A 24,544-nucleotide genomic window follows, 5' to 3' on the forward strand; every position below is an offset into this window, starting at 1 on the left:
ATCATGGGAAAGCTTCTTGCAATCAATATAAGCAAAGAGAGAGGAACTGAAAAGAGAGAGGTGCCACAGGCGGAGCTTGTTGCAGACTATGGTATCATGGGAGATGCACATGCCGGAAAGTGGCATAGACAGGTCAGCCTGCTTTCCGCGGAGAAAATAGATGCCTTCAGGGCAAGAGGGGCACAGATAGACAACGGTGCCTTTGGTGAAAATTTAATTATATCAGGATTTGATTTTAAGAATCTGCCGCTTGGAACACGCTTTTGCATAGGAGATGCCATTCTTGAGATGACACAGATAGGCAAGCAGTGCCACTCACATTGTGCCATATACAAGAGGATGGGCGAGTGCATTATGCCAAAGGAGGGCGTGTTTGCAGTAGTCATAAGAGGTGGTCAGATTCATGCGGGTGACGAGGTGGAGCTGATTCCGGCCAACATATATGCTTCGATAAAGGACAGACCGGCGGACAGCCGCTGTGAGCTTTTGACAGTCATAGAAGGAGCATATGCCGGTGAAAAGGCACTCTATATAGATGGCAGAATAAGAGTGGCATGTGGCAGTGTGTGGGCAGATGAAATAAATGACAATGATAATTCCCTTGTGATGTTTAAACAGCAGATAGGCAGCAGACCACGCCTCATAATCTGCGGAGGAGGGCATGTGTCGGCGGCACTTGTACGCATGGCGTCACTTTTGGCGTTTGACATATGGGTGATAGAGGACCGACCGTTGTTTGCCGACAATGCAAAGCGCGCGGGAGCAGACCATGTGATTTGCGGCGATTATAAAAAAACTCTCTCAGAGCTTGTGCCGCAGCCTGATGATTACTATGTATGCATGACAAGAGGCCATCGCTTTGATATGGAGTGTCTTACAGAGATATTCAGAAAGCCATATGCCTACGTGGGTATGATGGGCTCAAAGAAAAGAGCTGTGATAGTGAAAAAAGACCTTGAAGAATCTGGATTTTCACAGGAAATTATATTAGGATTACATTCTCCGATAGGCCTTGCAATAGGTGGACAGACACCGGAGGAAATTGCTCTTTCGGTGATAAGTGAGATAGTGAAGTGTAAAAATGAGCGCACAAGCTGCACTCAGGTGGATAACGAAGTGCTTGATGCACTTATTGAGGCGGCTAAGCAGGAACAAAATGAGAAGTACATGCTGTGTACCATCATAAAAAAGAACGGCAGTGCACCGCGAGGAGTCGGCACACAGATGCTTGTGAGCTCAGACAACCGTATTGTCGGAACAATAGGCGGCGGCTGCGCGGAGGCTGAGGTTATAAGCCGTTGCAGGAGGCTCTTTCGTGAGCAGGGATTCAAATGCTCTGCGATTGATGTCAGCATGAACACTGACGATGCAGAGAAAGAGGGCATGGTGTGCGGAGGCAGTATTTCGGTGCTGCTGGAGCAGATCGGCTGAGTAGCAGCGGAGTGTAGACAAAGCGCAGGTATAGTAAGATCAAATGCATATTTAATTTAAATAAACGAAAAGAGAGGTTAATCGTATGAGTTTAAGAAGAACAAAATCCGGCACTGACGGATCAGTAAAGGAGCGCAAGGGCTTAAAGAGAAAATTTGCAGCATATGCAGGACTTGCGTTTGGACTTATTCTTACAGCAGGACTTTTTGCAGGCTGTGGAAAAAAGGATACAGCAGATGCAGAGGTGGATTTATCAATTTTTGCGGCGAAAAGCTTAAATGGTGTTATGGACGAAATTTGTGCAGCCTACACCAAGGAGCATCCAAATGTAAACTTCCAGAACAATTACGACAGCTCAGGAACTCTGATGGCACAGATTAAAGAGGGTGCGAAGTGCAACATCTTTTTCTCGGCAGGAGTGGCACAGATGGATGAGCTTCAAAATGGCTACGACGGAGGAAGCGTAGTGGACGGTACTCGTGTTGACCTTTTAAATAATCAGGTGTGCCTTGTTACATATAAGAATAGTGGCACAGCAGTAACAAGCCTTGCTGACATCTCAAAGGCGAAAAATATGGCGCTTGCTGACGGAACGGTTCCTGTAGGACAGTACACCAGAGTAGCGCTGGTAAATTCAAAAATGGTTGAAGGAGATGCCTCAAAGCCGCAGGATATTACAGATTCTGATATCTCAAAGGCTCTTGGAGGCCTGGAAATCAATAGCTGTGCCAATGTAGGTGCAGTTGCATCTGCCGTAGCTGAGGGCGCAAACGAGATAGGAACAGTTTACTACTCAGATACATTCGGATATGAGAACCAGCTTGATATTATAGAAAAGCTTCCAAACAGCTTAACAGGCGATGTTATCTATCCGATAGCGGCATTAAAGGGAGACAGCACCACAGCAGACGAGCTTGAAGCCGCAAAGGAATTTATCGCATACCTTCAGACAGATGAGGCGATGTCAGTATTTGAGAAATATCATTTTTCGGTAAATGAATAATGGGAACGATTGATTTTGCACCGCTTTGGATAACACTAAAAACAGGAATAGTAGCGTCGGTTTTTTCATTCTTTATAGGAATAGCCTTTGCTGAGCTTGTCATAAACACTAAGGGCAGAGTGAGGGCATTCTGGGATGGACTGCTGACACTTCCGATGGTGCTGCCGCCTACGGTGGCTGGATATATTCTGCTTAGGATTTTTAGCACAAGGCGTCCCTTTGGAAGCTTTTTAAGCCATAGCATGGGTATACAGGTAGTACACACGTGGCTTGGCTGTGTGGTGGCAGCGACCATCATTGCACTCCCTCTCATGTACAGAAATGCGAGAGCGGCATTTGAGCAGATAGACGAAAATGTCATATATGCGGCGCGCACTCTCGGAATAAATGAGTGGAAGATTTTCTGGAAGATACGCCTGCCGATGGCAAAGCCCGGCATCATATCGGGTGTCACGCTGGCCTTTGCCAGAGCTATCGGTGAGTACGGTGCCACATCGATGCTTGCCGGAAATATAGCAGGAAAAACCTCGACCATATCACAGCAGATTGCAATGGTCATCCAAAGCGGTGACTATGCCACAGCGGGCTTCTGGTGCATAGTAATCATAGCGATTTCGTTTGCGTGCCTTGTATCGATAAATATGATATGCGGCAAAAGCAAGGGCATAAAGAGAAAGAGAAAAAATAATGTCGCTCATAGTAAAAATAAAAAAACAGTTGGATAATTTCATGCTTTCGGTTGATATGGAGCTTACGGACGAGATTGTGTCCGTAATCGGTATGTCGGGCTCAGGAAAGAGCATGACATTAAAGTGCATAGCAGGGATTGAGACACCTGATTGCGGCTTTATATCATTAAACGGCCGAGTGCTGTACGATTCAAAAAATCGCATAAATCTGCACCCCGGTAAGCGCAGGGTAGGCTATCTGTTTCAGGACTATGCACTTTTTCCGACAATGACCGTGATGGAAAATATATGCATAGCAATGGGGCATCGCGATGAACAAAAGGTGAAGGTCTGGCTGAAGCGGTATGGGCTTGATGGCATGGCTGACACATATCCTGACCATCTCTCAGGAGGCCAGAGGCAGCGCGTGGCAATGCTTCGCATGCTTGCGGCTAAGCCTGAGTGCATACTGCTCGATGAGCCGTTTTCAGCGCTGGATGAGCATGTGAAAAGAAGCATGGAATCAGAGCTTATGGAGATGCTCACCGATTTTCACAATCCTGTTATTTTTGTGTCACACAACCGCGATGAGGTGTATCGCCTTGCCGAGCGTATCGGCAGCATGGAGAGCGGTGTGCTGAGTACAGTCCGCGACAAAAAAGATTTTTTCATGCGGCCTATGTCTGTGGAGCAGGCACTGCTTGTGGGCTGCAACAATATATCAGAACTGAAATGGCAGGATAAGCATCATGTGCTTGCAGTGGAATGGGACAGCGTATTTGAGGTCACTGATGAGCAGCTTGAACAGACTGCAATGGATATTGACGACATATCACACATAGGTGTTTTCCCACAGGATATAATAATATCTGCAGGCAAAGCAAAAACAGCACTTGCACATAATGATAAAAATATAATCAGGATTAAAGATTATAAAATGATTGAAGGATTGAAAAACTGGGAAGTATCGTGTAAATTAAATAACGATTCAATAATTTATGCAAGCCTTCCGAAGCATACAGAAGCAAATATGCTTAGCAAAAATATAAATGATGAGCTTTATATAAAGAATTTTTATCTGTTGGGATAAGAAGTAAATGAGGATATACTATGATTTACCTGGACAACGCTGCCACAACAATTAAAAAGCCGGATGCGGTATATGATGCTGTGCTTGATGCAATGAAGCACTGCGGCAATTCAGGGCGCGGAACATCAGATGCTTCGCTTGATGCGTCGAGGAAAATATATGAGGCCAGAATGTGCCTTACGGAATTTTTCGGCGGGGAGGATGCTGACAGACTTGTTTTTACGTCAAATGCCACAGAGGCACTAAATATTGCAATCCACGGACTGCTTGAGCCGGGTGAGCATGTGATTACTACACAGCTCGAGCACAATTCGGTGCTCAGACCTCTTTATATGCAAAGGGAGAGGGGAGTGTGTGTGGATATTGTGCCATGCAGTGATGAAGGAATAAAAAGAGGGATAATTTCTCCACAGGATATAGAAGCTGCAATTTGTCCGGGCACAAAAGCCATAGTCTGCACACATGCTTCAAACCTCACAGGCAATGTGGTGGATATTAAGTCGATAGGGCAAATCGCACGAAAGCATGACCTTCTATTTATAGTTGATGCATCGCAGACAGCCGGTGTGCTTACGATAAATATAAGAGACATGAATATTGATGTGCTCTGCTTTACAGGACACAAGGGGCTGATGGGTCCGCAGGGAACCGGAGGACTTTATGTGGGAGAAAGAGCAGATATAAAGCCGTTTAAAAGCGGTGGCACCGGCGTGCTCAGCTTTCTTGAGAACCAGCCTATGGAGCTTCCGACAAGACTTGAGGCCGGTACCTTAAATGGTCCGGGAATTGCGGGGCTTTTGGCAGGTGTAAAGGCTATAGAAGAAATTGGTTTGGATAACATATATGCCAAGGAGCATATGCTGATGAGGGCTTTTCTTGAGAAAATAAAGACTATCCCCGGAATCAGGATATACGGAGATTTCGATATGCTCTCCGATAAGAATCTGCACTGTGCGATTGTTTCGGTAAATATAGCTGATATGGACTCTGCGGAGGTATCGGATATACTTATGAATGAGTATGGCATTGCAACAAGAAGCGGCATACACTGCGCGCCACTGATGCATAAATTTTTTGGAACACAAAAACAGGGTATGGTGAGATTTTCATTTTCATATTATAATACAATTGATGAGGTAAATGAGGCCGCTGCAGCGCTTATGCAGATTGCAGCACTTTGATAAATATATTAAACAATTGAAAGGAGCAAAAATGCCACAGGAAATAGTGTTTTGCAAAGGCGGTGGCTGTACCGCAAAGCTTGGCCCGGATTTGTTAAGTCATGTTTTAGCAAAGCTGCCACGAGCTGAAAAAGACAGCAATCTGCTTGTCGGATATGATAGCTGCGATGATGCGGCAGTGTACAGAATCTCAGATGACACGGCGATAGTCCAGACTCTTGATTTTTTTCCGCCGATGGTTGATGATCCATATACGTTTGGGCAGATAGCGGCCGCAAATGCGCTCAGTGATATCTATGCGATGGGAGGCACAGTTAAGACTGCGCTGAACATAGTCTGCTTCCCTGAGAAAATGGATTTGAATATACTCGGTAAAATAATGCAGGGCGGCGCCGACAAGGTGATAGAGGCGGGCGGCACTCTTGCAGGCGGTCATTCTATAGCAGACAGCGATGTGAAATACGGACTTTCAGTCATGGGTACGGTTCATCCGGAGCATATCTACAGCAACAATACGGGGCAGCCGTCAGATGTGCTTATACTGACCAAGAAGCTCGGAGGGGGGCTTGTATGCAATGCAAACCGTGTCGGGGAAGCTCCGTTAGGTGCAATTGAGGATGCAGTAAGCTCCATGACCACACTGAATAAGGCAGCATCCGAAATCAGTCACAGCTTCGATGTACACGCATGCACAGATGTCACAGGCTTTAGCTTTTTAGGACATCTGAGTGAGATGTTAAATGATGATATAACAGCACTTATCGACTCGATTTCCATACCGGTCATTACCGGAGCACTGCGATGCGCAGATGAGTTTTTCCTCACGGCAGCAGCGCAGCGCAACAGAAACCATGTGGGTGATAAGGTGTGCTTTGCAAAAAATATACCTTTCTCAATGCAGGAGGTGCTTTTTGATCCGCAGACCTCCGGAGGCCTATTGTTTGCAGTAAAAGCCTCTGAGGCAGATGCTTTTTTGCACGAGCTTAAAGCAGCAGGGCTTCCGGCCGCAAAGGTGGGACGATTTGTTGAGCGGCGCGATGTGCCGATATATGTGAACTGATTTTGGTTATATAGCTTAAGCAAATTCGCTGACAGGCAACATGCCCGTTTTTTGAGGGCTGACGAGTTAAAATAATATAGTTAAATAATATAGTTAAAATAATATATGGAGGACGATAAATATGATAACAGTAAATGCAATAGGAGATACATGTCCAATTCCGGTTGTAAAGACAAAGAAGGCGATAGAGGCTCTCACACAGCCGGACACAGTGGAGACACTTGTGGACAATGAAATTGCAGTGGAAAATTTAAAGAAAATGGCTGCACAGAAGGGCTATAGCTGCGAAAGCAGTAAGCTCGACGACGGAAGCTACAGTGTAAAGCTGACAATTGAGGCTCTTAACACCGAAGCGCCTTCGGATACAGATGATGCTTCACAGTATACATGCACGCCGGCTGCAGATAACAGAGTTGTTGTAATCCGCTCTTCATATATGGGAGAGGGCAGCGAGGAGCTCGGAGGAGTGCTTATAAAGGGCTTTATCTATGCGCTTTCGCAGCAGGAAAATCCGCCTGAAACCATGCTTTTCTACAATGGAGGAGCGAAGCTGACCTGTGAGGGCTCAGAGTCACTTGAGGATTTAAAGGAGCTTAAGAATCGAGGCGTGAAAATCCTTACCTGTGGCACATGTCTGAATTACTATGAGCTGTCAGACAAGCTTGCAGTCGGAGAGGTGACGAACATGTATGATATCGCCGAGAAAATGGCAGGAGCATCTCTTATTGTAAGTCCTTAGAGTTATAAAAAGAGTGATGTAATGTTAAAAAAGTGTGATGTGATGGATAAGAATTTGGCAAGAGAAAAGAAAAAAAGGCTCATCATCACCTTCGAGAATACCACAGCGCCGTTAAAGCTGGACATCAAGGGCAAGGCATGTGGTATTCCGGGGCGCACGATTCCGCTTCCGTCTGTCATATCAGCAGGCTGCGGGCTGGCTTGGCGTGCAGAGCTTTCTGACAGGGAGAGCCTTATAGCCTTTATGAAGGAGCAGGACATACGGTGGGAAGCTATGTATGAGCTTGAAATGTATTGATATAGGAGAAAAATATGTTTTATTACAATCAGTATGTAAGGGCGCAAAGCCTTGATGAAGCCTATGAGCTTTATCAGAAAAAACCGAATTTTGTGCTGGGCGGCATGCTCTGGCTCAAAATGAAAAATAAGACACTTGGCACGGCAATTGACCTGTGCGACCTCGGGCTTGACCAAATTGATGAGGATGAAAACGAGTTTAGAATCGGTGCATATGCAACCCTCAGGCAGATAGAGACACATGAGGTCCTGAATGCATATACACACGGTGCGATTGCAGAGTCGGTCAGACATATCGTCGGGGTGCAGTTTAGAAATGTGGCGACTGTCGGAGGAAGCATCTGGGGCAGATTCGGCTTTTCAGATGTCATGACGATTTTCAGGGCACTGGGAGCAAAGGTGCAGCTTCACAAGGCAGGAATCATGGATTTGGACGAGTTTGCGGCACTTCCAAGAACCACGCGTGATGTGCTTGTGTCGGTAATAGTGCCGAAAAATGCAAAGGGCATAGTATACCTAAGCCAGAGAAACCAGTCAACGGACTTTCCGGTGCTCACATGTGCAGTTGCAAATAGAAGCGGCAGGTATGTGGCAGTTATCGGAGCATCGCCATATATGGCAGAGCCTGTGTGGGATGAGGATGGCATACTCGATGGCATAACAGGTGCAGAGACAGACGGTAATAAAGCTTTGACAGAAAACTCCGAAAACAATGAAAAGATAGAAAAATTTGCCGGATATGTTGCAGAGAATATCCGTTTTGGCAGCAATATAAGGGCAGGAGCCGAGTACAGAGAGATGATATGCAAGGTGCTTACACGCCGCGCTGTCAAACAATCGCTTGAAATATGCGATGATATAATGTAATCGCCACCGGATGCATGGAAGTTATGCACAGAACCTTGGAAGCTCTATTAGTGTGATGGCGTCAATGCACGAGCACTAAGTAAAAGCATTAAGCACGAGCATTATGTAGGAAGGAATTCATATATATGGATGTTAAAATAAAGTTAAATGGAAAGTTAATAACCGACTCGGTTGACCAGGATATGGTGCTTTTAGACTTCTGCCGCAAGCACAACTGCTTTTCTGTGAAGAGAGGCTGTGAGTCAGGCAACTGCGGTCTTTGTACAGTACTTTTAGATGGAAAGCCTGTGCTGTCATGCAGCACGCCGATAGGCAGGGCAGACGGCAGAGAGGTCTATACCCTTGAGGGACTTGAGGAGGAAGCTAAGCAGTTTACAGGATTTTTTGCTGCACAGGGAGCGGATCAGTGCGGCTTTTGTAATCCGGGTTATATAGTAAATATTGTGGCACTTCTGAGAGAAAATCCTGACCCGACTGATGAGGAAATTCTTGAATATCTTTCAGGAAACCTGTGCCGTTGTACCGGGTATCAGAGCCAGCTTCGTGCGCTCAGAAACTTTTTAAACAGCAAGAAGGAGGGAGCACCATTGAACCTCGAGGCTCCTGTTTACGGAGAGGATATCGGAAGGGAGTGGAAGAATGAGCACAAATCAAACTAACGATAACGGCTTTGAGCGCGCGAGAAAGGATTATCACGCAGTCGGAAAATGTATACCGAAGAAGGATTCAAGCCAGCTTTTACTCGGAAAGCCGGTATTTACCGATGATATCACACCGCGTGATGCGCTTGTCATAAAGCTTCTTAGAAGCCCATATGCAAATGCAATTGTCGAGGATGTAAAGACAGATATTGCTCTTAAGGTGCCGGGAATGGTCGCTGTATACACCTGGGAGGATGTTCCGAAGAAGCGTTTTGCCATAGCGGGACAGACATATCCGGAGCCGTCACCGTATGACAGGCTGATTCTTGACCGCCATGTCAGATGTGTCGATGACCCCGTAGCCATTGTGGTCGGAGAGACTGAGAAGGCAGTTGACAAGGCACTCAACATGATAAAGGTAAAATACACGGTGCTTGAGCCATTGTTGGATTTTAGAAATGCAATTGACAATGATGTGGTCGTGCACCCGGAGGATGACTGGTCATCAAGCATAAATACAGGTGATGTGAAGAGAAATCTGCTGCACCATGAGGAGGATGAGCATGGTGATGTGAAGGCTGTTCTGGCAGATTGTGATGAGATAATAGAGCATAAATGGCGCATGAAAGCAGCACAGCAGGCATATATGGAGACCTGCAGGGCATACTGTGAGATAGACAGATACGGCAGGCTTCACTGCATCAGCTCGACGCAGATTGTTTTCCACCTGCGCCGAATACTGGCCAATGCGCTCGATATTCCAAAGTCCATGGTGCGTGCTGAAAAGCCGCGTATCGGAGGTGGCTTCGGTGCCAAGCAGACCGCGGTTTGTGAGGTTTATCCGGCATTTGTCACCTGGAAGACAAAGCGTGCCAGCAAGCTGATTTACACAAGAAGAGAGTGTCAGACTATAGCATCACCGCGTCATGAGATGGAGGTTACAGTGCGTCTTGGCGCTATGAAGGACGGTCATATCAGAGCGATTGATCTGTATACACTTTCCAACACCGGTGCGTACGGAGAGCACGGCACCACAACAGTCGGCTTATCCGGACACAAGTCACTTCCATTATATACGGGTGGCTGTGAGGCAACCAGATTTTCGTGTGATGTTGTGTATACAAACGTGCAGGCGGCAGGAGCGTACAGAGGCTATGGCGCCACACAGGGTATTTTTGCGCTAGAGTCTGCGGTCAATGAGCTTGCTGAGAAGCTTCATATGGATCCGGTCGAGCTTCGGCTTAAAAATATCGTCCGCGAGGGCATGTTTATGCCGGCATATTTTGGCGAGACGGCCAATGCATGTGCACTCGACAGATGTATTATGCACTGCGCAGACAATTTCCACTGGGCAGAAAAGTATCCTGTCCGCGATATGGGAAATGGCAAGGTGCGTGCGGCAGGCATGGCGCTTGGAATGCAGGGCTCCTGCATATCCAATGTAGATGTCGGCTCGTGTACCTTAAAGCTTTCAGACTGTGGCACCTACAACATGATGATTGGCGCGGCAGACATGGGAACCGGCTGTGATACGATACTTGCGCAGATGGCGGCTGAGGTGCTCGACTGCGAGCCGGATGATATAGCAGTATTTGGAGCGGATACTGATGCTTCTCCTTATGACTCAGGTTCATACGCCTCATCAACCACCTACATCACAGGAATGGCCACACAGAATGCGGCACTTGAGCTTCGTGAAAATATAAAGAAAATCGGTGCACAGATGCTGGGCTGTGATGCTTCAGCGGTGGATTTTGACGGCAAAGAGGTGTATATCATAAATCCTGACGGTGCAGACAATGGGGCTGTTTCCGTAAGTCTTTCCGATATAGCAACAAAATCACAGGTCAACAACACAATCCCTGTAGATGTCACCGCCACATATTCGTCACCTGTCTCACCTCCTCCATACATGGTGGGAATGGTCGAGATAGAGCTTGATAAGGAGACAGGAGCAGTTAAAATACTTGATTATCAGGCGGTTGTGGACTGTGGAATCCCGGTCAATCCAAACCTTGCACGAGTGCAGGCTGAGGGCGGCATAGGACAGGGAATCGGCATGGCACTTTATGAGAATGTCACCTACAATGCCGGTGGAAAAATCGCAGAAAATGACCTCATGCAGTACAAGATACCGACACGTCAGGACGTGGGCAATATCAATGTCGAATTTGAGACCAGCTATGAGCCGTCAGGCCCATTCGGAGTTAAGTCAATCGGCGAGATAGTTATCAATACACCGGCTCCTGCGCTGGCACATGCCATTTATCGTGCAACAGGTGTATGGCACAGGACAGTTCCGTTCACACCTGAGAAAATACTTATGGGAATGGCAGACCCAAGCTGGCACGAAAAGGACCTTAGAGTGAAATGATTCATATCATATACATGGCGGCTGGAAACAGCCGCCGTTTTGGAAGTAACAAGCTGTTTTATGAGCTGGATGGAAAGCCTATGTACAGGCATCTACTTGATCGTTTGATAGAAATTAAAGACAGATATAATAATTTGGAAAATGCCGGAACTAACAAGCCTTTAGACAGCTATGAAATGGATGCTGATACTGTTATTGATACTTATATTGGCACAGACATCGATTTATCAAAAAAGGCTGAAAAAAAGACAAAAAATACAGAATCGAGTAGCACGCTCGTAGATATCACAGTTGTTACCCGCTACCGGGAAATATTGGACTACTGCTCATCTATCCCCGATTGCCATGCAGTCTTAAGTCCGGACAGCGAAAAAGGCATATCCTTCACCATAAAGGCAGGAATTATGGCAGTGCAGGAGCAGAAAAAGAAAAATGGTGTGCGGCAGAAAAAGCAGGAAAAAAGCAGTGGCGTGTCGCAAAATTCAGCCGAAACAGAGGAATACTACATGTTTGCAGTAGCCGACCAGCCATATTTAAAAAGTCAAAGCGTGATTAAATTAATAGATAAAGTACTTGAAAATACAGGAGGTGAGCAATTAGTATTTTCACTTTACTGTGGAGATGCTGTGGGCAACCCATGTGTATTTCATTCATCGCTTATCCCGCAGCTTTTATCACTGGAGGGTGATAAGGGTGGCAGAAGTGTGGCAAAGAAGTATGACTGTGTATATGTGGATATCGCAGATGAACGTGAGCTGATGGATATAGATATCTTATCAAATTCAAAACATACCGTGACATTATAAAAGCTATTATGAAAGCTATTATGAAAGAGCACTGTATCAGTGCATACCGAATGTATATTTTATTCAAATTCCCATATACTACCTCCAAAGCATGAATGCAAATGCAAAAAAGTAACCGGAGGACAATAAAGTGAAAATCACAGGATTGACCAGAAGAGTAGATTCCCTCGGCAGAATAGTCATACCAAAGGAGCTTCGCAGGATGCTGCATATAAAAGAGGGAAGCCCACTGGAAATATATATGGATGCGGACGAGACGATAGTGCTAAAGAAATATTCGCAGGTTGGAAGCCTGAAGAATATATCACAGGCATATGCACAGAGCCTGTCAAAGGTAACCGGAGCCACGGTATGTGTGGCGGACCGGGATGAGATAATAGCGGCAGCCGGCAAAAACCACAAAAATTATATAGGCAAGGCTTTGTCAAAAGAGCTCGAGAATATTATGGATAAGAGAAAAAGTGCATTGTACAGTAAAAAAGACGATACCCTGATACCTGTGGTAAATGACGATAAAGCTGACTGTGAAGCGCAGGCAATTGCAGTAATAGTGCATGATGGTGATAGTGCGGGAGCCGTTATACTGTGTGCTTACGATGAAAAAGCCGATAAGTCTGAGATTGCCGAAAAGCTGGCGGGTGCAGCAGCAGAATTTCTGGCTGACCAGCTTGGCTAGAGATAGCGAAAAGCATTGTAAAAAACTATTTACTTGACTACAACAGTAATAAAGATGTAAAATAGCGAGATAAAGGGAGCAGATGGCTTCCTTTTGTGCTATAAAGGTATAATAGAAAATTAAGCAATTATTAATTATCTGATGTAGAGGCATTGTAGTATAATAGACAGTACATATTGGATATAGTTGTCAATTATCTATAAAGTATGCCGATATACAATGGTATACCGATAGTTTGGAGGTAACGTTTAGAAATGGCAAAACAGAAAAAGAAAAAGAAGAAAAAGCAGCATCGCGTTTTCTGGTTTTTTATAAAGCTTCAGATTTTTCTGATGGTACTGATTCTCGGTGGATTATGCTTTTACTACTTTGGAGGATATGCAGACAAGGTTGCGAAGCTTCACTCAGAGGCGGTAGAGCTCGTGCAGAAATCTGACAAAAACACATTTTTACCGGCGCGGACGAGTACACTCTACGATACAAACGGTGACGAGATATCCGAGACAGCCACCACTAAAAAGGCTGACTATGTGAAGTATGAGGATATACCGCAGAACTTCGTAAACTGTATGGTCAGCATCGAGGACAAGAAGTTCTACAAGCACAATGGTGTGGATCTAAAGGCAATCGTGCGTGCCGCAAAGTCCATCATAAAGAACAAGAGAATTACCCAGGGTGGCAGTACCATCACGATGCAGCTCGCCCGAAATATTTATCTGGATACGAACAAGAACTGGCAGCGAAAAGTCAAGGAAATGTTCATAGCGATGGAGCTTGAAAGGAAATATTCGAAGAACGATATTATGGAGTTCTACCTGAATAATGTCTATTTCATGAACGGATATTATGGTATTCAGGCAGCGTGCCACGGCTATTTCAACTGTGAGCTGGCGGATCTTGATTTGTCGCAGACTGCCTTTTTGTGTGCGATTCCGAACAGCCCGACATACTATGACCCGATAAACAACAAGGATCACACACTGACACGTCGCAATCTCATATTGAAAAATCTAAAGGAAGACGGCAAAATCACACAGCAGGAGTATGAGTCCGCCATAAACGAGGAGATTACCCTCAACATGCCTGAGAAGGATGACACGGTCAAGTACAATTATGTGGATACCTATGCATATTACTGCGCTACGAGGGCGCTCATGGAGAATGAGGGCTTCAAGTTCAAGTATTACTTTGATTCCGACGAGGAAGAAAAGGAGTATGATGCTTCATATGATGAGATGTATTCATATTGTCAGAAAAAGCTTTACTCAGACGGTTACAAGATTTATACATCAATTGATCTGACCATGCAGCAGCAGCTTCAGGATTCAATTGACCTGACGCTTTTGGACTTTACAGACACGACCGATGATGGCACATTTAAGCTGCAGAGTGCAGCAACCTGTATAGACAACGACACAGGCGAGGTGGTTGCAATAGTTGGTGGACGAAGCCAGGATGCGGTCAGTCATACACTAAACCGTGCTTTCCAAAGCCATCGTCAGCCGGGAAGCTCAATCAAGCCGCTCATTGTGTATACACCATCATTTGAGCGTGGAAAGACACCGGATACCATCGTAAATGACCACAAGTTTGACGGAGGACCGTCTAACTCGGGTGATTCATATTACGGTGATGTGACTATCAGGTTTGCCGTTCAAAAGTCACTGAATACTGTAGCATGGCAGCTATATGATGAGCTCACGCCAAAGGTAGGCTTACAGTATCTCAAGGATATGAATTTTACCAATATTGTAAAGGATGACTATGTCACAGCAACAGCACTTGGAGGTTTTACAACAGGTGTATCCACACTGGAGATGGCATCTGCATATTCTACACTTGAGAACGATGGAATGTACAGGAATCCGACATGCATTAAGTCGATTGTGGATTCTGACAACAATATCATATATACATCATCGCAGAAGGATACCGTCATATATACAGAGACAGCGTCGCGTATGATGACTAATGTCATGACAGATGTTATGAAATCCGGAACTGGACGCAGTGCAAATCTGGACAATGGCATGCCTTGTGCCGGAAAAACCGGAACTACAAACGATAAGAAGGACGGCTGGTTCTGCGGCTTTACCAGATACTACACCACCTGTGTATGGGTAGGCTGCGATATGCCTGAGACAGTCAAAAAGCTGACAGGAAGCTCTTATCCGGCAGAAATATGGAAGACCTACATGGATCAGATACATGCCGATCTCACACCAATAGATTTCCTGCCATATGCCCAAATATCGGGTGATTATCAGGATAGTCAGGATACACCTGCCGATGACCAGACGCAGGATAATCCTACAGACCAGACAGTGACCACACCTGATGCAGGAACTACAACACCGGATCAGACTACGACAGACCCGAATAAGACAGATGCTGCCGGCGGTAACACAGGTGGAACAACCGGAGAAAATAACGGTGGCAACACAGGTGGAACAACCGGAGAAAATAACGGCGGCAACACAGGTGGAACAACCGGAGAAAACACCGGTGGTACCACAGGAGGAAATACCGGAGGAACGACAGGTGGAAATACCGGAGATAACACCGGTGGTAATACAGGTGGAAACACCGGGGACAGCACAGGTGGAGCTACCGGTGGTACCACCGGAGGCGGAGCAGCCCAGTAGATTTTTCCGGACCTTAGTGCAACAAAATAATTTTAATACTTCAAAAGTCATATTATGCATATTAAATTGACAAATTTGCACATGCAGACGTACTTTAAATAGAAAGAAGATAAAAATGTCATTATTTGTAACTTACAGTAAAACAGACGGAGTATATAACCTTACGCTGGCAGGTTTTACAGCACTCGTAATCATCATGATTGCGATACTGTTAGCCGGCTGTGCCGTATTTGGAAAGAACAAAAGAATAGGGGCAAGGCAGCTTGTATTTTCGGCGATGGCCATAGCACTTGCGACAGTCACATCATTTATCAAGCTTTTCAGCCTTCCGATGGGAGGCTCTGTGACACTGCTTTCCATGCTTTTTATCGTATTAATAGGATACTGGTACGGAGTGGGACCCGGACTTACGGCGGCTGTAGCCTACGGCATACTTCAGCTCGTGACCAATCCATACATAGTTAGCCTTCCGCAGATGCTTGTAGATTATATATTTGCATTTGGAGCGCTCGGAATGGCGGGCATGTTTACCAATAAGAAATATGGACTTATCAAGGGGTACATAGTGGCAGTCATAGGTAGATTTTTCTTTGCAGTGCTGTCGGGAGTTGTGTTCTTTGCAGCATATGCACCTGTCACGATAGGAAACAAGACGATAGATGCGCTCATATATTCAGTGACCTACAATGGTTCATACCTTGCTGCAGAGGGAATTATCACAATCATAGTGATATCAATCCCACCGGTTAAGAAGGCACTCGACTACGTGAAGCAGATGGCGAACAGCCGGTAGATAATCTATATCTAAACAATTAAATTATGTAAAAAGGAGCAGAATAGGTAGAAATACTTGTCCTGCTCTTTTTGTTATTCGAAAAAAGTAAAACAAAATACTCGAAAAACATAAAATTGCAATCTTACAGACGAAAATATAATGACAAATACGGTTCACTATGCTACAATCAAGCCAAAGCATTATATTTCTGTTGAGCGACACCACAGTACACATTTTCATCGGTGCGTATCACTTTGAAGAGGGTAGAACCACTTAGTATTTTTCGACAAAGACATGGAAATTTTCAATGCTTTAAGTTACCTATCAATAGCAGGGAAAATGGATATGTCGATTGAGAAAACCTTATGTGAATGAAGCGGACTGGGGTTGCGGATGCTTTATATTGATAAGCGATTTCGCATCATGCGATATTATATTCTCCCTGCTCACACAACTGAACAGGAGGAGAATAATGTCGGGAGAGACAAAAGAGGTTTTGGGCAGTAATTATGACCAGAACGATGTAATCATCAACGGATTGATTGACAAAATGACGCTGTTTGATGACAATCTGATGAGTCTTGTATTCGGGCAGAATATCGAGACAACGGAGCTGCTGCTTCGCGTAATAATGGAGCGTGATATTAAGGTTATAGACGTCAGGGGGCAGGATGAATTAAAAAACCCAATGATTGGCGGACGGTGTATTACCTTGGATGTGCATGCAATAGATGTCGATGGCAGGCATATTGATATCGAGGTGCAGATTAATGCGGAGGGCTCGCATGTCAGAAGAGCCAGATATCACAGCAGTATGATGGATGCGAGGATGCTGAAGGAAGGACAGGAGTTTAAGGAGATTAAGGATTCCTATGTGATTTTTATTTATGATCACGATAAGTTCAGAAAAGGACTGCCATTTTATCACATTCAAAGACGTGTTGATGAAACAGGCGAAGTCTTTGAGGACGGTTCACATATCATCTATGTAAATGGAAGGTATGAAGGTAATGATGATATAGGCCGTATGATGAGAGATTTTCATCAGTGCAGGCCGGAGCAGATAAAAAGTGAGATATTGTCAAAAGCAGTGGCTTATTATAAAGAAAAGGAAGGACGTGGTGCTATGAGTGAAGCTGTAAGAAAGTATGCAATGGAATATGCAAAAGAATATGGTGAGGAACAAAAACAGGAAGGCATTCAGACAGGGCGTCGTACAGAGATATATTTATCTGTACAGGATAGAGACTACTCTGTACAAAGAGGTGCTGAAAAAGCTGGATTATCGCTTGAAGAGTTCAAAAAATCAATGAGCGAAGCCGGATATAAGCTTCCGGAGCCGGTATAATGCATCATTGGTAAATCCATAACCATATAAACAAAATATAGAGCAGACTGTAAAATTGAGCTGACCACTCAAAATTACAGTCTGCTTTTTTATTGTATATTATTGTCACAGTGTGAGGGACTTGCGGGGCGGGTGAGGGACAGTGGCACAGCTTACAACGGTTGAATAGCGGAGTTGCTTAGATAATGTAGAATTATGCTTTGAAATACAGAAATGCCCCACCATGGACGGTGGGGCAAGGCGTTATGTGCCATGGATGGCGCATAAAAGCCGGTTTCGTCCGGCTACAAAAAACTATAAGCATAATTCGTACAGTATCTTAGCAGCGCAGCGTAAACCATTGTAAGCTGTGCCACTGTCCCTCACCCGCCCCACAAGTCCCGTACCATATAAAAAATGAAAAATAAAAAATACTTTGACTTGACAACTATTTAAAATGTGATATACTTTCACTGTCAAATGATTTGATAAGGAAAATATTTGACACGCAAACTAGTGCAAATATACCAGCACACAAAACCGAAAATAAACACAGAAAAAGGAGAACAGAAATATGTTGGAGAAAATCAAGGAAATCGTAGCAGATCAGTTAGGAATCGACGAGGATGATATCAAATTAGAGTCAAACTTCAAGGAGGATCTTGAGGCAGATTCATTAGATCTTTTCGAGCTTGTAATGGCACTCGAGGAGGAGTACGGAGTAGAAATCCCTTCAGAGGATTTAGAGAAAATCGCAACAGTAAACGACATCATTGAGTATCTTAAGAACAAAGGTGTAGAGGCTTAAAAGACATGGAGACAAGAATAACAAAGCTTCTTGGAATCAAATATCCGGTCATTCAGGGTGGCATGGCATGGGTAGCAACCCATGAGCTTGCCAGCGCTGTGTCCAATGCAGGCGGACTTGGCATTATCGGAGCAGGCGGAGCCCCGGCTTCATGGGTAAAGGAGCAGATAGTCGCTGCAAAGAAGGAGACAGATAAGCCGTTCGGAGTCAACCTCATGCTTATGAATCCGGAGGCAGATGAGATAGCAAAAATCATCGCCGAGGAAAAGGTAAAGGTAGTCACCACCGGCGCAGGAAATCCTGCAAAGTATATGGACATGTGGAAAGAAGCAGGCGTCATCGTAATCCCTGTAGTTGCAAGCGTAGCACTCGCAAAGCTCATGGAGAGAGGCGGGGCAGGCGCAGTGATCGCAGAGGGAATGGAGTCAGGCGGACATATCGGAGCGCAGACAACCATGACACTTGTGCCACAGGTTGTTGATGCAGTGAATATCCCCGTTATCGCAGCAGGCGGAATTGCAGACAACAGAGGCTTTAATGCGGCATTTGCACTCGGTGCAGAGGCGGTCCAGATGGGCACACGCTTTGTCACAGCAAAAGAATCTATAGTCCATGAAAACTATAAGCAGAAGGTTATAAAGGCCAAGGATATAGATTCCGAGGTTACAGGAATGAGCACAGGCCATCCAATCAGAGTGCTCAGAAACAAGATGACCAGACAATATCTCAAGCTGGAAAAGGAAGGAGCTCCATTTGAAGAGCTCGAAAAAATGACACTTGGCGCACTCAGAAAAGCCGTTGTAGACGGAGATACCGTATATGGCAGCGTCATGGCAGGTCAGAGCGCAGGCCTCGTAAAGAAAGAGCAAACCTGCAAAGAGATAATTGAGGATGTAGTGGGACTGAACAAATAGACAGTATTCACTTTTACATGCAAATTTAAGGGTACCGGGCTGTCTGAAAAGAGCGGCTTACGGTATCCTGTCAGAAATAAGGAGAAACCGAAAATGGGTAAGAGAGTATTTATGTTTCCCGGACAGGGCTCACAGTACATAGGAATGGGTAAGGAATTTTACGATACAATGCCAAATGCAAAGGCAGTGATCGACCTTGCCAGTGAACAGACAGGCTTGGATATTCCGGCGCTTTGCTTTGAGGAAAATGACAAGCTCAACATTACAGAGTACACACAGATATGTATGCTTGCAGTTGAAGCAGCTATATATCAGGCAATCATCGACAAGGGTATCACACCTGATGTCACAGCAGGCTTAAGCCTTGGGGAATATGGTGCTCTCATCGCATCAGGAGCCATGACTATGGCAGATGCATTCGCAGTTGTCAGAAAAAGAGGAATCTACATGCAGGAGGCAGTTCCTACAGGGGGAGCCATGACAGCGGTTTTAGGACTTGATCCGCAGGTTATTGAGGATATCTGCAAAAAGACAGCAGATGAGACAAATTCAGTGGTATCGGTAGCCAACTATAATTGCCCGGGACAGATTGTTATCACAGGAGAAAAGGCAGCAGTAGATGCCGCCGCAGCAGCATGCAGCGAGGCAGGCGCCAAGAGATGCGTACCGCTCAAGGTCAGCGGACCTTTCCACTCAGCAATGCTTAAGGGAGCAGGCGAGAAGCTCGCAGATGCACTTGAGAGTGTAGAAATCCACGATATCAAGGTGCCATATATCACAAACGTCACAGCAGACTATGTGAAGTCACCGGCCGACGTCAAGGATTATCTGACAAAGCAGGTTTCATCGTCAGTACGCTGGCAGCAGACCATCGAGCGTCTTATCGCAGACGGTGCAGATGAGTTCGTGGAAATCGGACCGGGACGCTCACTCAGCGGATTTATGAGAAAGATAAATAGAGACGTAAAAGTCGTAAACATAGATAAACTGGAGGATTTTGAAAAGTATGTTAACAGGTAAAAATGCCCTGGTTACAGGCGCAAGCCGCGGAATTGGAAGACAGATAGCTCTTACACTTGCCGCAGCACATGCCTTTGTAATAGTAAATTATAATGGTTCAAAGGAAAAGGCAGATGCCGTTGTTGAAGAGATAAAGGCAGCAGGCGGTGATGCGGTTTCTTATCAGTGCAATGTATCTGATTTTGACGAGTGCCAGAATATGATAACAGCGCTCATCAAGGAGTACAAGCACATAGATATCCTTGTAAACAACGCAGGAATCACAAGAGACGGTCTCATCATGAAGATGAGCGAGGCAGACTATGACGCAGTGCTTGACACAAACCTTAAGGGTGCGTTCAACACAATCCGTCACATGTCACGCTATTTCTTGAAGCAGAAATCAGGAAGAATTATCAATATATCATCAGTTTCCGGAATACTCGGAAATGCAGGACAGGCCAACTACAGCGCCAGCAAGGCAGGAGTTATAGGACTCACAAAGGCTGTAGCCAGAGAGCTTGCCAGCAGGGGAATCACAGTAAATGCAGTGGCACCGGGCTTTGTAGAGACAGAGATGACAGATGTGCTTGCCGATGCGGCAAAGGAGAATCTTTTATCACAGATTCCGCTTGGCAGGCCGGGAAACACAAAGGATATCGCAAACGCAGTATTATTTTTAGCATCAGATGCAGCAGGCTACATCACAGGCCAGGTGCTGTCTGTTGACGGAGGAATGGCAATATGAGTAGAAGAGTAGTTGTAACAGGACTTGGAGCAGTAACACCAATCGGAAATAATGTGGACGATTTCTGGGCATCGGTAAAGGCCGGAAAAATCGGATTTGACCACATCACAAAATTTGACACAACAGATTATAAATGTCACATTGCAGCAGAGCTTAAGGATTTTAATCCACAGGATTTTATGGACAGAAAGGCTGCAAAGAGAATGGAGCCATTCTCACAGTATGCTGTAGCTGCAGCAAAGCAGGCTATTGATGACAGCGGACTTGACATTGAAAAGGAAGATCCATACATGGTTGGATGCGCTATCGGTTCAGGTATCGGAAGCCTTCAGGCTATGGAGCGTGAGACACAAAAGCTTTATGAAAAGGGACCAAACAGAGTCAATCCTCTGCTTGTTCCGCTCATGATCTGTAACATGGCAGCAGGAAATGTTTCTATCCAGTTCGGTCTCAAGGGAAAGAGCATCAATGATGTAACAGCCTGCGCTACAGGAACAAACACAATCGGTGAGGCATACAGAAGCATCCAGTACGGTGAGGCTGACGTGATGGTAGCCGGTGGTACAGAGGGCAGTGTATGTCCTATCGGAATCGCAGGATTTACAGCACTCACAGCGCTTTCAACAGTAGATGACCCGGCAAAGTGCTCACTTCCGTTCGACAAGAACAGAAGCGGCTTTGTAATGGGCGAGGGCGCAGGAGTAGTTATCCTTGAGGAGCTTGAGCATGCAAAGGCAAGAGGTGCAAAGATTTATGCAGAGGTAGTCGGATACGGCTGCTCATCTGATGCATACCACATCACATCTCCACAGGAGGATGGCGCAGGTGCAGCAAGAGCCATGACCAATGCCATGAGCGATGCAGGTGTCACACCGGCAGATGTAAAATACATCAATGCGCACGGAACAGGCACACATCACAATGATCTTTTCGAGACAAGAGCAATCAAGCTTGCGTTCGGTGATGAGGCTGCAAATCTTAAAATCAATTCAACAAAGTCTATGATAGGACATCTGCTCGGAGCAGCAGGAGCTGTTGAGTTTATCACATGTGTAAAGGAAATCCAGGACGGATTTATACATAAAACTGTTGGCTATGAGACTCCTGATGAGGAGATTGACCTCAATTACTGTAAGGACAGCTATGAGGAGCCTGTTGAGTATGCACTGAGCAATTCACTGGGATTTGGTGGACATAATGCAAGTATTCTGCTCAAGGCATATAAATAATTTAGGGGCTTCGCGAATTGAGAAAGGATAGATGTATATGTCAATTATGAATACACAGCAGATTATGGATATTCTGCCGCACCGCAGTCCGTTTCTCCTCATTGATACGGTTGAGGAATTGGAGCCGGGTGTAAAGTGTGTGGCTAAGAAGAATGTGACTATGAATGAGCCGCATTTTATGGGACATTTTCCGGGGAATCCGGTGATGCCGGGAGTGCTTATTATTGAGGCTTTGGCGCAGACCGGTGCAGTTGCCATTCTTTGTCAGGATGAGTGGAAGGGCAAGACTGCATATTTTGCAGGCATCAATAATGCCAAGTTCAAGCAGAAGGTGGTTCCGGGTGATACTCTGGAGCTGACCACTGAGATTATAAAGGTTAAGGGTCCTATCGGTGTGGGCAAGGCTGTTGCCAGGGTAAACGGCAAGGTTGCCTGTATGGCGGAGCTTACATTTGCAATAGGTTAATTGCATAAGGAGACATGATGAAGTTATTCAAGAAGAAAGATAAAAATATAGAGGCTGAAGAGGCTTTAGCAAAGAACGCTGAGAGCACAAAAACAGCCGTAGATGGCAAAAATGCCGGTGCAGCACAGGAAGCAAAAGAGGATGTACCTGAGACAATCGTTTGTCCAAAGTGTGGCAAGACTGTGCTCAAATCAGTTGTAAAACAGCACAAATACGTCTGTTATGAGTGTAATTATTACTTCCGTGTGCGTGCTAAAAACAGAATCAGAATGGTTTCTGACAAGGAAGCCTTTGAGCCATGGTTTACAGAGCTTACTACAGGAAATCCTCTTAATTTCCCTGAGTATGAGGAGAAAATCGCAAAGACTCAGGAGAAAACAGGACTTTCTGAGGGCATTGTCATCGGTAAGACAAAGATTTACGGTGAGGAGACAGTGCTTGGTGTAATTGATTCCAGATTTATGATGGGAAGCATGGGACATGTGGTTGGTGAGAAAATCACAAGCGCATTTGAGCGTGCCACAGAGGAAAGACTTCCGGTTATATTATTCTGCTGTTCAGGTGGAGCCAGAATGCAGGAGGGTATCATTTCGCTGATGCAGATGGCAAAGACCTCAGCCGCAGCAAAGCGCCACTCAGAGGCAGGACTTTTATATGTGCCTGTACTCACAGACCCTACAACAGGCGGTGTGACAGCCAGCTTTGCAATGCTTGGAGATATCATTCTTGCAGAGCCAAAGGCACTTATCGGCTTTGCAGGCCCTCGTGTTATCGAGCAGACCATCGGACAGAAGCTTCCTGAGGGCTTCCAGAGAGCAGAGTTCCAGCTTGAGCACGGCTTTGTGGATATGATAGTTGAGCGTGAGGATTTAAAGAAGACTCTTTACAAGCTTTTACGCGCTCACAGACCTACCACAGGCTATGCCAATTTTGACCCGCTTCACTCAGATGACAATTACGAGCCGACTGAGCTTATGAAGGAGCGCGAGGCAAAGGCTAAGCCATTTAAGGTATGGGACAAGGTCAGCGCCGCAAGACAGATTAAGAGACTTGCATCGGTTGACTATATGGACTATATCTTTGATGAGTTTATGGAGCTGCACGGAGACAGATATTTCCGTGATGACCCGGCTATAGTAGGCGGAATCGCATACTTAGACGGCCAGCCGGTCACAGTTATCGGTGTCCACAAGGGAAAAGACCTTGAGGACTGTGCAAAGAGAAACTATGGTATGCCATCACCAGAGGGCTACCGCAAGGCTCTGCGACTCATGAAGCAGGCAGAGAAATTCAACCGTCCAATCATAACCTTTGTCAATACATCAGGAGCTTATCCGGGAATGGAGGCAGAGGAAAACGGACAGGGTGAGGCAATCGCAAGAAACCTTTATGAGATGAGCGGAATCAGGGTGCCAATCCTTTGTCTCATGATAGGAGAAGGCGGAAGCGGCGGAGCTTTAGCTCTTTCTGTAGGAAATGAAGTGTGGATGATGGAAAATGCCACATACTCAATCCTCTCGCCTGAGGGCTTTGCATCTATCCTCTGGAAGGACGGAAAGCGTGCAAAGGAAGCCGCAGAGGTAATGAAGATTACAGCACACGACTTAAAGGAGCTTGATGTTGTGGATGATATAATACCTGAGTTTGGCGGAGCCGACGAGGATGCCCTTTCATCAATCGGAAACTACATGAAGGGCAACATGAAGAAATTCTTGGAAAAAGAAAGCAAATTGACAAAGGACCAGCTCTTGGAGGAAAGATACAAGCGTTTCCGCAAGTTCTAGTCCCGGAAAGGAAATTC

At 45.5% G+C, this 24,544-nt stretch carries 23 protein-coding genes; all 23 read left to right on the forward strand.

Annotated features, from left to right (window positions below):
- Positions 1–3 precede the first annotated feature (3 nt).
- The 23 genes from ACW6PM_RS00805 to ACW6PM_RS00915 all read left to right on the forward strand — a co-directional run bounded on the left by ACW6PM_RS00805 (position 4) and on the right by ACW6PM_RS00915 (position 24,527).
- Complete coding sequence (locus ACW6PM_RS00805) at positions 4–1,431, forward strand: XdhC family protein (RefSeq protein ID WP_456055880.1); 1,428 nt, start codon at positions 4–6, stop codon at positions 1,429–1,431.
- Between the two features lie 85 nt (positions 1,432–1,516).
- Positions 1,517–2,434 carry a molybdate ABC transporter substrate-binding protein gene (gene modA, locus ACW6PM_RS00810; protein WP_448755120.1) on the forward strand — a complete coding sequence of 306 codons (918 nt, stop codon included), beginning with the start codon at positions 1,517–1,519 and terminating at the stop codon, positions 2,432–2,434.
- Positions 2,434–3,159 (forward strand): molybdate ABC transporter permease subunit, encoded by a 726-nt coding sequence (gene modB, locus ACW6PM_RS00815; protein WP_448755119.1) that lies wholly within the window; start codon positions 2,434–2,436, stop codon positions 3,157–3,159. Before modA ends, modB begins: the two co-directional genes overlap by 1 nt.
- Positions 3,122–4,192, forward strand: coding sequence for a sulfate/molybdate ABC transporter ATP-binding protein (locus ACW6PM_RS00820; RefSeq protein ID WP_456055881.1), 1,071 nt, complete (start codon positions 3,122–3,124; stop codon positions 4,190–4,192). Before modB ends, ACW6PM_RS00820 begins: the two co-directional genes overlap by 38 nt.
- Positions 4,193–4,212: 20 nt before the next feature.
- Entirely contained in the window at positions 4,213–5,373 is a 1,161-nt protein-coding gene (locus ACW6PM_RS00825) for an aminotransferase class V-fold PLP-dependent enzyme (protein ID WP_456055882.1), read from the forward strand.
- Positions 5,374–5,404: 31 nt separating this feature from the next.
- Entirely contained in the window at positions 5,405–6,433 is a 1,029-nt protein-coding gene (gene selD / locus ACW6PM_RS00830) for a selenide, water dikinase SelD (protein ID WP_456055883.1), read from the forward strand.
- A gap of 121 nt (positions 6,434–6,554) precedes the next feature.
- On the forward strand, positions 6,555–7,172 hold the full coding sequence (gene yedF / locus ACW6PM_RS00835; protein WP_330022887.1) for a sulfurtransferase-like selenium metabolism protein YedF: 618 nt from the start codon (positions 6,555–6,557) through the stop codon (positions 7,170–7,172).
- 21 nt (positions 7,173–7,193) lie between these two features.
- Positions 7,194–7,469 (forward strand): DUF3343 domain-containing protein, encoded by a 276-nt coding sequence (locus ACW6PM_RS00840; protein WP_456055884.1) that lies wholly within the window; start codon positions 7,194–7,196, stop codon positions 7,467–7,469.
- A gap of 14 nt (positions 7,470–7,483) precedes the next feature.
- Positions 7,484–8,335, forward strand: a complete 852-nt coding sequence (locus tag ACW6PM_RS00845) for an FAD binding domain-containing protein (RefSeq protein WP_456055885.1) — start codon at positions 7,484–7,486, stop codon at positions 8,333–8,335.
- A gap of 125 nt (positions 8,336–8,460) precedes the next feature.
- A complete protein-coding gene (locus ACW6PM_RS00850; RefSeq protein WP_448755112.1) occupies positions 8,461–8,994 on the forward strand; it encodes a (2Fe-2S)-binding protein in 534 nt (177 codons plus the stop codon).
- Complete coding sequence (locus ACW6PM_RS00855; RefSeq protein ID WP_456055886.1) at positions 8,975–11,350, forward strand: xanthine dehydrogenase family protein molybdopterin-binding subunit; 2,376 nt, start codon at positions 8,975–8,977, stop codon at positions 11,348–11,350. Before ACW6PM_RS00850 ends, ACW6PM_RS00855 begins: the two co-directional genes overlap by 20 nt.
- Entirely contained in the window at positions 11,347–12,156 is an 810-nt protein-coding gene (locus tag ACW6PM_RS00860) for a nucleotidyltransferase family protein (RefSeq protein ID WP_456055887.1), read from the forward strand. The genes ACW6PM_RS00855 and ACW6PM_RS00860 overlap by 4 nt, the downstream gene beginning before the upstream one ends.
- A 130-nt stretch (positions 12,157–12,286) precedes the next feature.
- On the forward strand, positions 12,287–12,832 hold the full coding sequence (locus ACW6PM_RS00865; protein WP_456055888.1) for a stage V sporulation T C-terminal domain-containing protein: 546 nt from the start codon (positions 12,287–12,289) through the stop codon (positions 12,830–12,832).
- A gap of 254 nt (positions 12,833–13,086) precedes the next feature.
- Complete coding sequence (locus ACW6PM_RS00870) at positions 13,087–15,477, forward strand: transglycosylase domain-containing protein (RefSeq protein ID WP_456055889.1); 2,391 nt, start codon at positions 13,087–13,089, stop codon at positions 15,475–15,477.
- A gap of 115 nt (positions 15,478–15,592) precedes the next feature.
- Positions 15,593–16,270 (forward strand): energy-coupled thiamine transporter ThiT, encoded by a 678-nt coding sequence (gene thiT / locus ACW6PM_RS00875; protein WP_456055890.1) that lies wholly within the window; start codon positions 15,593–15,595, stop codon positions 16,268–16,270.
- Between the two features lie 454 nt (positions 16,271–16,724).
- Positions 16,725–17,600 (forward strand): PD-(D/E)XK nuclease family transposase, encoded by an 876-nt coding sequence (locus tag ACW6PM_RS00880; protein WP_456055891.1) that lies wholly within the window; start codon positions 16,725–16,727, stop codon positions 17,598–17,600.
- A gap of 553 nt (positions 17,601–18,153) precedes the next feature.
- Positions 18,154–18,387: an acyl carrier protein gene (gene acpP / locus ACW6PM_RS00885; RefSeq protein ID WP_012743902.1), complete on the forward strand. Its 234-nt coding sequence runs from the start codon at positions 18,154–18,156 to the stop codon at positions 18,385–18,387.
- Between the two features lie 5 nt (positions 18,388–18,392).
- On the forward strand, positions 18,393–19,301 hold the full coding sequence (fabK, locus tag ACW6PM_RS00890) for an enoyl-[acyl-carrier-protein] reductase FabK (RefSeq protein ID WP_456055892.1): 909 nt from the start codon (positions 18,393–18,395) through the stop codon (positions 19,299–19,301).
- A gap of 93 nt (positions 19,302–19,394) precedes the next feature.
- Positions 19,395–20,321, forward strand: coding sequence for an ACP S-malonyltransferase (gene fabD / locus ACW6PM_RS00895; RefSeq protein ID WP_055062382.1), 927 nt, complete (start codon positions 19,395–19,397; stop codon positions 20,319–20,321).
- Entirely contained in the window at positions 20,308–21,048 is a 741-nt protein-coding gene (gene fabG, locus ACW6PM_RS00900; RefSeq protein WP_456055893.1) for a 3-oxoacyl-[acyl-carrier-protein] reductase, read from the forward strand. Before fabD ends, fabG begins: the two co-directional genes overlap by 14 nt.
- Positions 21,045–22,277, forward strand: coding sequence for a beta-ketoacyl-ACP synthase II (fabF, locus tag ACW6PM_RS00905; RefSeq protein WP_118390172.1), 1,233 nt, complete (start codon positions 21,045–21,047; stop codon positions 22,275–22,277). Before fabG ends, fabF begins: the two co-directional genes overlap by 4 nt.
- A gap of 37 nt (positions 22,278–22,314) precedes the next feature.
- A complete protein-coding gene (gene fabZ, locus ACW6PM_RS00910; RefSeq protein ID WP_015515908.1) occupies positions 22,315–22,743 on the forward strand; it encodes a 3-hydroxyacyl-ACP dehydratase FabZ in 429 nt (142 codons plus the stop codon).
- A 14-nt stretch (positions 22,744–22,757) separates the two neighbouring features.
- Positions 22,758–24,527, forward strand: coding sequence for an acetyl-CoA carboxylase carboxyltransferase subunit alpha (locus ACW6PM_RS00915; protein WP_456055894.1), 1,770 nt, complete (start codon positions 22,758–22,760; stop codon positions 24,525–24,527).
- The last annotated feature ends 17 nt before the right edge of the window (positions 24,528–24,544 follow it).

The sequence above is a fragment of the Agathobacter sp. genome, assembly GCF_977054825.1.

Bases quoted from the DNA above. Each gene is read 5' to 3' on its own strand.
- fabF (WP_118390172.1), top strand. From the start codon at position 21,045: ATGAGTAGAAGAGTAGTTGTAACAGGACTTGGAGCAGTAACACCAATC.
- fabK (WP_456055892.1), top strand. From the start codon at position 18,393: ATGGAGACAAGAATAACAAAGCTTCTTGGAATCAAATATCCGGTCATT.
- ACW6PM_RS00850 (WP_448755112.1), top strand. From the start codon at position 8,461: ATGGATGTTAAAATAAAGTTAAATGGAAAGTTAATAACCGACTCGGTT.
- selD (WP_456055883.1), top strand. From the start codon at position 5,405: ATGCCACAGGAAATAGTGTTTTGCAAAGGCGGTGGCTGTACCGCAAAG.
- ACW6PM_RS00825 (WP_456055882.1), top strand. From the start codon at position 4,213: ATGATTTACCTGGACAACGCTGCCACAACAATTAAAAAGCCGGATGCG.
- thiT (WP_456055890.1), top strand. From the start codon at position 15,593: ATGTCATTATTTGTAACTTACAGTAAAACAGACGGAGTATATAACCTT.
- ACW6PM_RS00870 (WP_456055889.1), top strand. From the start codon at position 13,087: ATGGCAAAACAGAAAAAGAAAAAGAAGAAAAAGCAGCATCGCGTTTTC.
- ACW6PM_RS00880 (WP_456055891.1), top strand. From the start codon at position 16,725: ATGTCGGGAGAGACAAAAGAGGTTTTGGGCAGTAATTATGACCAGAAC.
- ACW6PM_RS00855 (WP_456055886.1), top strand. From the start codon at position 8,975: ATGAGCACAAATCAAACTAACGATAACGGCTTTGAGCGCGCGAGAAAG.
- ACW6PM_RS00845 (WP_456055885.1), top strand. From the start codon at position 7,484: ATGTTTTATTACAATCAGTATGTAAGGGCGCAAAGCCTTGATGAAGCC.
- ACW6PM_RS00915 (WP_456055894.1), top strand. From the start codon at position 22,758: ATGATGAAGTTATTCAAGAAGAAAGATAAAAATATAGAGGCTGAAGAG.
- ACW6PM_RS00860 (WP_456055887.1), top strand. From the start codon at position 11,347: ATGATTCATATCATATACATGGCGGCTGGAAACAGCCGCCGTTTTGGA.
- yedF (WP_330022887.1), top strand. From the start codon at position 6,555: ATGATAACAGTAAATGCAATAGGAGATACATGTCCAATTCCGGTTGTA.
- fabZ (WP_015515908.1), top strand. From the start codon at position 22,315: ATGTCAATTATGAATACACAGCAGATTATGGATATTCTGCCGCACCGC.
- fabD (WP_055062382.1), top strand. From the start codon at position 19,395: ATGGGTAAGAGAGTATTTATGTTTCCCGGACAGGGCTCACAGTACATA.
- modB (WP_448755119.1), top strand. From the start codon at position 2,434: ATGGGAACGATTGATTTTGCACCGCTTTGGATAACACTAAAAACAGGA.
- acpP (WP_012743902.1), top strand. From the start codon at position 18,154: ATGTTGGAGAAAATCAAGGAAATCGTAGCAGATCAGTTAGGAATCGAC.
- ACW6PM_RS00805 (WP_456055880.1), top strand. From the start codon at position 4: ATGGGAAAGCTTCTTGCAATCAATATAAGCAAAGAGAGAGGAACTGAA.
- modA (WP_448755120.1), top strand. From the start codon at position 1,517: ATGAGTTTAAGAAGAACAAAATCCGGCACTGACGGATCAGTAAAGGAG.
- ACW6PM_RS00820 (WP_456055881.1), top strand. From the start codon at position 3,122: ATGTCGCTCATAGTAAAAATAAAAAAACAGTTGGATAATTTCATGCTT.
- ACW6PM_RS00840 (WP_456055884.1), top strand. From the start codon at position 7,194: ATGTTAAAAAAGTGTGATGTGATGGATAAGAATTTGGCAAGAGAAAAG.
- fabG (WP_456055893.1), top strand. From the start codon at position 20,308: ATGTTAACAGGTAAAAATGCCCTGGTTACAGGCGCAAGCCGCGGAATT.